We start from the raw sequence: 10268 nt of genomic DNA on the forward strand, positions 1-10268 counted from the left end.
CCGAAAAATAAGATTTAACACTGTGAAAGTGTCTATTTACACTCTCAATAATAGACGAATGAAAGCCCTTACTCAAGCCCTACCGTTCATTTCTCATTTTCTTATTAAGTTAGTCCAGGCCAAATGCGGATAGACCAGTGACAAGGTTAATCAATATCAGTAGCAGGGATAGCGGTTGGTAGCTGGCTTTTGATGGTCTGAACCATTTGCTCAACAGCGGCCGGGTGCCAATTTTTGCGGAACAATAGCTGAATGTGCAATTTTGTGGGAATGTTCGGGGTTAAACGTTTTAGCAACCCATTTGCTAATTCGTCCTGGATTACGAAATCTGGTAGAAAACTAAAGCCCAGACCAGCGCTTACGGTTTGCTTGATAGCTGCCAAACTCCAGACTTCCATCGTTTGCATATGCGTCTCGGGATATTGTTGATGGCGATACTGTTCAAACGCCTGTCGGTAGCCACATTGCTTTTCATTGATAACGAAGTGCGCTTGCGGTTGTGCCAAGATAGCTTTCAATGTGGTCGGCGCATTTCTTGCCGCAACGAGCGAACAACATTGTGCGCCTAAGTCAATGACTGATAATTGTGGATCTGGCTTAAATAATGGCCACAGCATTAGGGCAACGTCCGCTTGGTCGGATAGTAACAGTTTGCGGTTTTGAACACAGGTTGCATTGTTAATAGTGAGATTAACGAGGGGATTGCGGGCGGCAAAACCTTGCAGAACAGGATTCAAACCGTACATCATTAACGATTCTGGGACCGACAAACGCAGTGAGCCACTCAGTTGATGAGGTGTTGCCAGATCAGTGACTTGTTGATAGTTCGCTAAAATGGCGTCGGCAAGGGGGACCAGTCGTTTGCCAGTTGGGGACAAACGTAGTGTCTTACCACGAAAAAGAAAGGGCGGTTCGCAAATGACACTGGCTAGTCGTTTCATTTGCGCAGTAATTGTTGACTGCGTGTAATTCAGTTCAGTAGCGGCAGCCGAGTAGCTACCAGTCGCCAAAATGATTTTAAATGTTCGAAAGTACTGAATATCCATAAGTTTTGCCTCCAGCGGTGACATGAAAGAGAACTATCACTTTTTTGTCCTTTTAGTGTGATTCAATATTTTCAATAGTTTAGTTTAAAAAGTTCAATTTTTATGAATGCTAATTTGTTCTTATACTAAATAAAAAGAGAACGTTGCGCAAGCTGGAGGCGATTTAGAATGGAAAGAATAATTGATACACAGAATCTGCACATGGCCGTTAACATCAGTGGTCCTAGTGATGGGCAGCCATTGATATTACTCCACGGCTGGCCGGACAGTTGGCACACTTGGGATGCAATGTTACTGATATTACACCAAGCGGGTTACCAGACGCTTGTTCCGTCACTGCGGGGATTTGGCCACACTCGCTTCCGACATGAACAAACGCGCCGGACCGGTAGCTTTTTCGCATTGGCTCAGGATATTAAGGATTTGATCGATGTCCTGCAATTGGGACAAGTATGCGTGATTGGTCAAGACTGGGGCGCGTTTACAGCGTTAATGATGAGCAACCTATGGGGGACGACCATTACTCGCAGTAGTGTAGTCCTCGCAGAGGGGTGGCAAACGTTTGGAAACTTATCCCTAGAGCAAATTCAAAATTTCTGGTACCAGTGGTTCATGACAACGGAACAGGGTGAGCGTTACGTGCGCAATCATCCATTAACATTTGCCGAACACATGTGGCAAGTGTGGAGTCCGCGCTACGTACTAACTGAGACCGACCGAGCTGACTTTAAAGAAACGTTTGCCAATCCAGATTGGGCAGTGGTGACGCTCGATATGTATCGGTCTCGCTGGGGGTATGCACCGACGGATGGACACTACGCACCGTTAGCTGAACGGTTACAACGAAATGATCGAATTTCAGTGCCAACGCTAAACATAATCGGTCAGGCCGATGGTTGCACTGATTATCATCAAGCTAGTTCAATGGCATCGTTTATGGATGGCCCATTCAAACAGGAATTGTGGCCGCAAGCGGGACACTTTCTTCAACGTGAACAATCAACGCGAGTCGCCAATGAAGCCATTCAGTGGTTTGAACACACTAAATAACGTAACTAGAAAATCGTGCTGTGACAAAATAACAAAATAATCATAGCCAATAAAAAAGATGGACGCGCTTGTCGAAAACCATAATAATGGAGAGGCAATTGACAAGGTGGGACATTCATCATGATAACAGTGATTTTGAGTTTACTATTATTAATTTATTTTATCCGTGGTCAGTTTGGGTTTGAACGCCCTAAACGCTGGCGCTACTGGTTAATTCCGATTTTTTCATTAATTATGTTTGGCGTAACGTTTAAATATAGCGGCGTCAACGTTATCATCGCGTTGGGGATGTTGATACTTGGTACCGTAATAGGTGTGTATCAAGGCCAATTTGCCACGATTCGTCCGATAAAAAAGTCAAATTTAGAAGATCGCGTGGAAGTACGTGGTGGGCTTCACTACCTCATCGGGTGGGCGTTGATTTTAGCAATTCAAGTGGTCGCTGAAGCGATTCTGAAACACGAGGAACTTGCCATTGCGGCGGTGTCTAAGGAAGCTTTTCAGGGTGTTATCGAGGAGCTATTCCCGGTTCGACGAATTCACGGCGGCGGTTGGTGGGTCCTGTGGGCATTGTCTGCTAGTTCCAGCCTGAGTTACACCTTAACTTTGGGACGTCGTTCACCGGCCTTCTGGGCAACGATTAAACGACATGCGCGACGTGACGAACGCCGTGCTGACCGGAAACGGATGTGATGAGCATGGCGTTGATATGGTCAGCAGTCGTGGCTTTTTTGGTCACGAATACAGATGATTTAATTCTGTTAATGTTGTTTTGGGGCATTGTGCGCACGGCCCGTGATCGGACAATCGTTATTGTTGGTCAGTATGCCGGGATTCTTTCGCTGGTTGCGGCCAGTTGGCTACTTAGTTTAGGTTTCATGACAGTCCCAACAAAGTGGGTCGGTTTATTGGGACTGCTACCGTTGGCTGTTGGGGTTGTCAATCTTTGGAAATGGTTCAAACGACCACAAGCCGTAACCGAAGCCACGGCGGAGGAAGCTAGTACTGTTTCCGCAATATCTGGCAAACTCTCCGTGGCATTGGTTTGGAGTGTGACCGTTGGTGACGGTGGGGACAATCTAAGTGTCTACATCCCGTTTTTTGTGCATCAACCATTATGGCGAATGGTCACAATTGTTTTCGTATTTATCGTGATGACGGCCCTTTGGTTATGGTTGAGTAACCGTTTGGTCCAAACGAAGGCTATCGCTCATGGTATTGAACGGTTTGGTACATGGTTGATTCCATGCCTGTTCATTATCATTGGTCTATTTATTATTTTAAGTAGCGGTTTATTTTAAAAAACTCAAAAGGCGATTTCAGCACGTTTTTGCGTGCTGAAATCGCCTTTTTGGAAAACTATTCAATTATAATTTATCAACGAAAATATTGTTGGCGGCCTTAAAACTGACATCAACAGTAGAACCATCGGCTTTTGCTAACGTCAACGGACCTTCAAACGGTGCATGACTTTTGATCGTGTACGTTTGCTCGATAGAGAAGTTGAGGCTTTCCAAGTAGTCCAGCAAGTCGTGGTTATCCACGAACCGCGCCAAACGAATCTTTGTGCCATCTGCAACTTCGTCCAGCGTTGTCCGACTGCCGACTTCGTAGTTACCGGCCTGATCAGGAATGGCACCACCATGTGGGCAGTGACCAGGGTGATCTAGAAAGGCATCAAGTGCGTCAATCATATGATCACTTGAGCTGTGTTCCAGTTTTTCCGCCTCTTGATGCACTGTTGCCAAAGTGTAGCCTAATTTTTGAAATAGGAAACACTCCCATAAACGGTGTTTACGAACCAGTTCCTCAGCTGCCTTACGACCAGACTTAGTTAGTGAGATCCCAGCGTAAGGTGTGTGTGACACCAACCGTTCTTCCACTAATTTATTGATCATTTCAGTAACTGACGCTGCCGCAATGTCGAGACTCAACGCTAATTGTTTATTTGAAACTTTTCCAGAAACGCCACCTAATTCAAAAATCATTTTTAGGTAGTCTTCCTTCATAGGAGTCATTTTATTCCACCCGTTAATTTAATTTTGTGCGTTACAACATTTATAGCCCATTTACGCATAAATAACAAGTAAATGACGGCGAAGATAGAGAAAAAGTAAGTGGCGTCACAATTGGTTTTAAGCGATTTTTATATTGTTGAGTGATTGTCACAGTATAAGCATTTAAATTGTCTCTTATTAATGATTGCTTGATAATTATTATGTTGCAGATGGTTATCACTTCATAAGACAAGCGGCGTGCCCTTTGTCTTGCAGCATAGGTGCTCATAAGTTTAATTTGACTCACTCTTGAGCTGTCATTTTTTGAAAACAACAGTATCGAATTAAACGTATCCTTAATAGTTATTGAGACCAATTTAAAGGAAAAGTATTTTTTGAATAAATAGGATAGAAAAATAAACTATTTATTGATTGTTTAGAATGATTCTAATATAATTAATTTAACAAACAACACACAACGAAGGAGAGGCTACCCATGAAAAACCGGCAAAAACTGAGTTTGATCATTACGGTCGCCGTCATTGCATTAGTGTTGCAATTTATCGCACATCAAGCGCTTGCTGCTCAGTGGTTGATTACAATTGTAGGGGCGGTAATGGCGTTTGGAATGTTGATGGGGATGATTCGAACGCTACGCAGTGGTAAATATGGTGTCGACCTCCTTGCAATTACTGCGGTGGTTGCCACACTTGCCGTTGATGAGTACTGGGCCGCGTTGGTTGTTTTAGTTATGCTAACTGGCGGCGATGCGTTGGAAGATTTTGCATCACGGCGTGCGAACAGTGAGTTGCAGGCATTACTGGATAAAACACCCGAAGTTGCGCACCGCGTGACGGATGACACCATCACTGATGTCGACGTTGATTCACTAAAGGTTGGCGATCGCTTGCTAATCAAGCCCGGCGAAATGGTTGGGGCTGACGCACATGTCGTTATTGGGACGTCCACGTTTGACGAATCTTCCCTGACCGGTGAAGCACGGCCAGTTGAAAAGGGTGTCGGGGATGAAGTGATGTCTGGTGCAGTGAATGGTGATCAAACCGTCACGGTTCAGGTTGACAAACTGGCGGCTGATAGCCAATACCAAAAGATTATTCAATTAGTTCGTGAGGCAGAAGCACGGCCGGCACATTTCGTGCGCATGGCGGATCGCTATGCTGTCCCATTTACATTGATTGCTTATGTGATTGCGGGAATTGCCTGGTTCATTTCTAAAGACCCAGTTCGCTTTGCGCAAGTGTTAGTGGTTGCGTCGCCATGTCCATTGATCTTGGCAGCACCGACTGCGCTAATTTCTGGAATGTCACGGGCATCACGCAACGGGATCATCGTTAAAACTGGGACAACTCTTGAAAAACTAGCTGATGCGCGTAGTATTTCGTTTGATAAAACTGGGACGATCACGAATGGTGTTCTAAGCGTTGATCAAGTGGTACCGGAAGGCGCAACTACAAATGATCAGTTGTTGCAGTTAGCGGCTAGTGTAGAACAGGGCTCGAGCCACATTCTGGCACGATCATTGGTTGAACATGTTGGTGCACAACATTTGGTGCCCGTTAGCGATGTGGCGGAATCCACAGCAAACGGCGTGAGCGCACAGGTTGATGGTCATCTTATCAAGGTCGGCAAACTTAGCTTTGTGACCGAAGAAAAGTTATCACCACAGCAGCAAACGGCCGTGTATGTCTCACGCGATGGTAAATATTTGGGCGCTATTACGTTTATGGACACCATGCGAGACGAAGCGCCGGCAACCATGAATTGCTTGCGCCGCTTGGGTGTGGACCACATTATGATGTTGACGGGTGATCAACGACAAGGCGCCATGGTCATTGCAAAGCAGGCTGGCGTTGATAACGTTCATGCTGAGCTATTGCCAGCAGATAAGATTGCTGCGCTCAAACAAGTGCCGAAAAACTTACGACCAGTCATTATGGTCGGGGATGGCGTGAACGATGCACCATCGCTGGCAACCGCTGATGTTGGCATTGCGATGGGAGCTCACGGGTCAACTGCGGCTAGCGAGTCTGCTGATGCTGTTATCGTGAAGGATGATTTGAGTCGTGTAGTGAGTGCCCGTATCATTGCCGCTGACACCATGAGAATTGCCAAAGAATCCGTGCTGATCGGGATCTTCGTTTGTGTCGGCCTGATGTTGATTGCAGCTACTGGAGTTGTGCCCGCATTAATCGGTGCCTTGTTACAGGAAGTCGTGGACACTGTGTCGATCCTTTCTGCATTGCGGGCTCGTCGTGGGAAGAAACGGCCAGCAAGCCAGTTGGCTGGTTTGAAGGCGGACATTGTAAATGCTTAGGCCTGGAATCGAGGAAAAATGACGGTAATCGAACAATATATCGCGAATCAGCCAGCAGAGCGTCAGGCGCGATTGAACGAATTATATGCATTGTTGAAAGCAGAGTTGCCTAATGCACAAGAGAAAATCTCTTATGGCATGCCAACGTTTTATGATCAACATAACATTATTCACTTTGCGAATATGAAGCACCATACCGGCTTGTATCCTGGCGCGGAACCGATTGCGTTGATGCAAACGGAGCTAAGTGATTTTCATACTAGCAAAGGTGCTATTCAACTGCCACTAGACAAACCGCTGCCGGTTGACTTGATCAAAAAGATTGTTCAGTTGGCTTTGGCGCGTGAGCAACGGTAGATTGTGAGTGCCGTGACAGCTTTCGCTACCGGTTGGCAACATTGACACGCGGTTCAAGCCTTCTAAAAACCGAAGTCTTTCACCTCGCCGTCGAGCCTCGTGAAGCCCGCGAGTCTTGACGTCCGTCCGTGATGTAAATCTGAGCAAATTTACTCAGATTAACATCACCTGCACGGCTTGGTGTCAATGTTGCCGCCCTCTCGCTCACATAGCAGTGGTCACCACGTCACCACTAAACTAGACAACACCACGTTCAGACAGCAGTATTTGGCAATGTTGCTTGAGTATGGCAAGTGCCACGATTTTTCGTAGTAATGACGTTATCACTGTATGCGTGAAGATTGAAAATCTTAAGTAATTACGATTATGTAGTGGAGCAGACCGGCGACAGAGTTTCGGTGTCGACAATACTTAATGGCAGGGGTCTAGCCATTTAGTATTGTGGGACGATTTCTGAGACGAACTATGGCTCAGAATCGAGGTTGAAAACCGCGGCTTTTGCGGGTTGAGACCGGTCCTCACGGAAATGGCGTCGCCGGTCAGCGCAACGAAAGCACATCATGTAAAAAAACAGCGTTCAGACTATCAAAATAATCTGGACGCTGTTTTTGAATGAATCGAAGAGGGGGCGGAAAAACTTACTGCACTTTGACAGTATTTTCAGTTAGTGCGGTTGCCAGTCGTTGAATGCCAGCAGTGATTTGTTGTTCATCAACACCGGAAAAGTTCAAGCGTAGGCCATTGTGTACGTTTTGGTGAGCGAAGAAGACTTGACCAGGGACGTAACTGATATGTGCTTGCGGCATCACAACGTCCTGTAATAACGCTTGTGTGTCGACATTTTCTGGCAGTGTCAGCCAAACGAAGAAACCACCATCAGGGCGTGTGAATTTAACTGTGTCTGGCATGAATTCGGTCAGTGCGTTTAGCATGGTGTCTAGGCGATTGCGATAAGTAGTCAGCATGTTAGCCACGTGTTGGTTTAAATCGTTGTTATCCAAAAAAGCAGACACGGCATGCAACATAATGGCTGGTGATTCAAGATCACTGGTTTCTTTCAGTTGACGAAGTTTATTGATGACCATTTCATCCGCGACCACCCAACCGGTGCGCAAACCTGGCATTAAGATCTTTGAGAAGCTACTGATGAAAATAACGCGACCATGGCGGTCAAAAGATTTAATAGCTGGCAATGAGTGACCGTGGTACCGCAAATCACGGTATGGCGTATCCTCAAGAATATAGAAGTGATACTCTTCGGCTAGTTCGACCAACCGCTTCCGTTTGGCAACGGACATCGTCACACCGGTGGGATTATGAAAATCTGGCACTGTGTAAACCAGTTTGATATTGGGATGGGTTTTTAACAATGCGGTGAGTGCGTCAACGTTCATGCCGTCGTCTTCCATCGGCACGTCTAAGTAGGTAGGACCATATTGATCAAACGAAGCAAGGGCACCAACATAAGTAGGTGTTTCGACAGCAACTTCATCACCGGTATCGAGTAGCAACTTTGCTACTAAATCAATTGCTTGTTGGCCGCCTTGGGTGACCAATACATTATCGGCCGTAGCATTGATGCCGGCCGTTTGGTGAACGCGATTGGCCAGTTGTTGACGAAGGTGAACGGGGCCAGCGACCTCCTGATACTCAAACAAGTGGTTACCCGCAGTATCGATGGCGGTGTTAAAAGCGTTCTGCATTTGTGCGGTTGGAAACAGGTCAGGGTTGGGATTGCCAGCGGAAAATTTAATCCCGTCCGGACCTAACTGCCCACCAAATAACTGTGCCAAACGACTTTCTGTGCCAATGGCGGCACGATCTGCAAATAATTCACTCATAACTGTCGCTTCCTCTCTTTTACTTGTTGCCAAGTATAAAGGATGTTATTAAATAAATAAAACTCAACTTTTTCAATTTAAAGTGAATTATTTTCACTATTAATACTGATTTACAAGGCTGAACGTAATTCGTTTCTAGATAAACTGCTTAGTTGTGTACTGGCGATGTATACTTAGTGATTATCAGTTAATTTACTAGTCTAATCTAATAACGTGCTTGTGGCGTGGCCGTTGCGTCGACTAGAAACGCCGTTCCATGGGGACCGGTCTCAGCCTGTTTTGCACAGTCTTCAACCTCGATTTTGAGCCTTACAGCCCAAAGTCTCAAAGCTCGTCCTGCATGACTAAGTGGCCATAAACCGTCCACTAAGTCATGCTTTCACGGAACTATGTTTCTAGTCGACTTCACTTGTATACGTAGTAGCTAGTTAAATTGGTAATAATTGGTACTCATATTACCGAAGGTTTATGTTTGTGTGAAGTAGAAAAGCATAGTGTGAGCTGAAGGGCATTCAATTTTGACAACCGCAATCGTCAGTTAAATACTATATTCAAGATTGTTTGAATGCAAAGTAGAGGAGAGTTTTAAACATGGACGCAAGAAAAATTAGTGATTTAGTTCGCAGCATCGGCATTAAGCAGCGGATGATGGCCGACACGGCTTTGCGTGAGTTGGGTATTAACGCGGTCCAGGGTAGAGTTATTGGCTATATTGCAGATCATCAAGATCATGGTGTCATTCAACGAGAATTAGCCACGGCTGTGCAACGTCGTAGTGCCAGTATCACAAGCGTGTTACAAGGTTTAGAAAAGCGTGGTTTAATCGAACGTCGGGTGCCAGCTGATAATGCCAGAAATAAGCAACTGTACTTAACTGCTGCTGGTAAAGCGATGGTGGTACAGTATGATTCACTGGCCCAAAAAATTAATGAACAAACTGTTGACGGACTGACGGAAGCGGAGATGGTCGATGTAATCGCATTATTAACTCGATTAGATCAAAATTTGCCAGAAATCTAATTTTTTGATTGACAGTTAGAACTCTAACAATTACACTCGATTTCGTTAGTTAGATGTCTAACCTTTAAACGAACAGTTAGAGTTCTAACTATATATTTTGAAAATAGAGGTTATTTTGAGATGAAAAACAGAATTGAAGTTAATGGACAGACATTTTCACGTACACTGTTTGTCCTGACCTTATTGATTGGAACTTTCTGTGACATGCTGAACCAGACGGTTATGGCGGTCGCACAACCGAAGTTAATGAGTACTTTCTCTGTATCAACAGCTACCATTCAATGGCTAACAACAGGATTCTTGTTGGTTATGGGGATCATGGTGCCAATCACTGGCTGGTTGACGGATCGTTTTAATGTGAAATGGCTCTATATCTTTTCACAATTGTTATTTTTGATAGGAACCTTTTTAAGTTTCATAGCGCCATCTTTTGGTGCCTTATTGGCGGGTCGATTAATTCAGGCAGCTGGTTCAGGAATTGCGAGTCCGTTAACCATGACAATGTTGTTTGCCATTTTTCCACCTGGCAAATTACAAGTTTAATCCGAACAAGCCCGGAATCTTTCAATGGCAGTCTGTTGATGATGTATTTTTAATGGTCGTTGATTAATTAGTTCAAGTG

General features: G+C 45.1%; 10 protein-coding genes. 7 read left to right on the plus strand and 3 right to left on the minus strand.

What is annotated here, in order from left to right; all coding sequences use genetic code 11:
- Positions 1-146 precede the first annotated feature (146 nt).
- A complete protein-coding gene (locus GB992_RS07160; protein ID WP_161001822.1) occupies positions 147-1046 on the minus strand; it encodes a LysR family transcriptional regulator in 900 nt (299 codons plus the stop codon).
- Between the two features lie 168 nt (positions 1047-1214).
- Between GB992_RS07160 and GB992_RS07165 the strand changes: the two genes are divergently transcribed.
- From GB992_RS07165 to GB992_RS07175, 3 genes are all read left to right on the plus strand, one after another.
- Positions 1215-2096 (plus strand): alpha/beta fold hydrolase, encoded by an 882-nt coding sequence (locus GB992_RS07165; RefSeq protein ID WP_161001823.1) that lies wholly within the window; start codon positions 1215-1217, stop codon positions 2094-2096.
- A gap of 120 nt (positions 2097-2216) precedes the next feature.
- Positions 2217-2789 (plus strand): hypothetical protein, encoded by a 573-nt coding sequence (locus GB992_RS07170; RefSeq protein ID WP_161001824.1) that lies wholly within the window; start codon positions 2217-2219, stop codon positions 2787-2789.
- A gap of 5 nt (positions 2790-2794) precedes the next feature.
- Entirely contained in the window at positions 2795-3397 is a 603-nt protein-coding gene (locus GB992_RS07175) for a cadmium resistance transporter (protein ID WP_161001825.1), read from the plus strand.
- 66 nt (positions 3398-3463) lie between these two features.
- Here the strand turns inward: GB992_RS07175 and GB992_RS07180 are convergent, their stop codons facing one another.
- Positions 3464-4114 (minus strand): metal-dependent transcriptional regulator, encoded by a 651-nt coding sequence (locus GB992_RS07180; RefSeq protein WP_161001826.1) that lies wholly within the window; start codon positions 4112-4114, stop codon positions 3464-3466.
- A 475-nt stretch (positions 4115-4589) separates the two neighbouring features.
- Between GB992_RS07180 and GB992_RS07185 the strand changes: the two genes are divergently transcribed.
- Together GB992_RS07185 and GB992_RS07190 are read left to right on the plus strand one after the other, a co-directional pair.
- Positions 4590-6428 carry a heavy metal translocating P-type ATPase gene (locus tag GB992_RS07185; RefSeq protein ID WP_161001827.1) on the plus strand — a complete coding sequence of 613 codons (1839 nt, stop codon included), beginning with the start codon at positions 4590-4592 and terminating at the stop codon, positions 6426-6428.
- Between the two features lie 18 nt (positions 6429-6446).
- Complete coding sequence (locus GB992_RS07190) at positions 6447-6785, plus strand: iron chaperone (RefSeq protein ID WP_161001828.1); 339 nt, start codon at positions 6447-6449, stop codon at positions 6783-6785.
- 638 nt (positions 6786-7423) lie between these two features.
- Here the strand turns inward: GB992_RS07190 and GB992_RS07195 are convergent.
- Positions 7424-8626, minus strand: a complete 1203-nt coding sequence (locus GB992_RS07195) for an aminotransferase-like domain-containing protein (protein WP_161001829.1) — start codon at positions 8624-8626, stop codon at positions 7424-7426.
- A gap of 591 nt (positions 8627-9217) precedes the next feature.
- Here GB992_RS07195 and GB992_RS07200 point away from each other — a divergent pair.
- Together GB992_RS07200 and GB992_RS07205 are read left to right on the plus strand one after the other, a co-directional pair.
- The gene (locus GB992_RS07200) at positions 9218-9646 is read left to right on the plus strand and encodes a MarR family winged helix-turn-helix transcriptional regulator (protein ID WP_161001830.1); all 429 of its coding nucleotides are present in this window, start codon (positions 9218-9220) and stop codon (positions 9644-9646) included.
- 120 nt (positions 9647-9766) lie between these two features.
- Positions 9767-10189, plus strand: coding sequence for an MFS transporter (locus GB992_RS07205; RefSeq protein WP_161001831.1), 423 nt, complete (start codon positions 9767-9769; stop codon positions 10187-10189).
- Positions 10190-10268: the final 79 nt, after the last annotated feature.

Source organism: Furfurilactobacillus milii (assembly GCF_009863985.1).
GTDB classification, from domain to species: domain Bacteria; phylum Bacillota; class Bacilli; order Lactobacillales; family Lactobacillaceae; genus Furfurilactobacillus; species Furfurilactobacillus milii_A.

What these genes read in the sequence shown, in the direction of transcription:
- GB992_RS07160 (WP_161001822.1), bottom strand. Translation starts at nt 1,046, where the DNA reads ATGGATATTCAGTACTTTCGAACATTTAAAATCATTTTGGCGACTGGT.
- GB992_RS07165 (WP_161001823.1), top strand. Translation starts at nt 1,215, where the DNA reads ATGGAAAGAATAATTGATACACAGAATCTGCACATGGCCGTTAACATC.
- GB992_RS07170 (WP_161001824.1), top strand. Translation starts at nt 2,217, where the DNA reads ATGATAACAGTGATTTTGAGTTTACTATTATTAATTTATTTTATCCGT.
- GB992_RS07175 (WP_161001825.1), top strand. Translation starts at nt 2,795, where the DNA reads ATGGCGTTGATATGGTCAGCAGTCGTGGCTTTTTTGGTCACGAATACA.
- GB992_RS07180 (WP_161001826.1), bottom strand. Translation starts at nt 4,114, where the DNA reads ATGACTCCTATGAAGGAAGACTACCTAAAAATGATTTTTGAATTAGGT.
- GB992_RS07185 (WP_161001827.1), top strand. Translation starts at nt 4,590, where the DNA reads ATGAAAAACCGGCAAAAACTGAGTTTGATCATTACGGTCGCCGTCATT.
- GB992_RS07190 (WP_161001828.1), top strand. Translation starts at nt 6,447, where the DNA reads ATGACGGTAATCGAACAATATATCGCGAATCAGCCAGCAGAGCGTCAG.
- GB992_RS07195 (WP_161001829.1), bottom strand. Translation starts at nt 8,626, where the DNA reads ATGAGTGAATTATTTGCAGATCGTGCCGCCATTGGCACAGAAAGTCGT.
- GB992_RS07200 (WP_161001830.1), top strand. Translation starts at nt 9,218, where the DNA reads ATGGACGCAAGAAAAATTAGTGATTTAGTTCGCAGCATCGGCATTAAG.
- GB992_RS07205 (WP_161001831.1), top strand. Translation starts at nt 9,767, where the DNA reads ATGAAAAACAGAATTGAAGTTAATGGACAGACATTTTCACGTACACTG.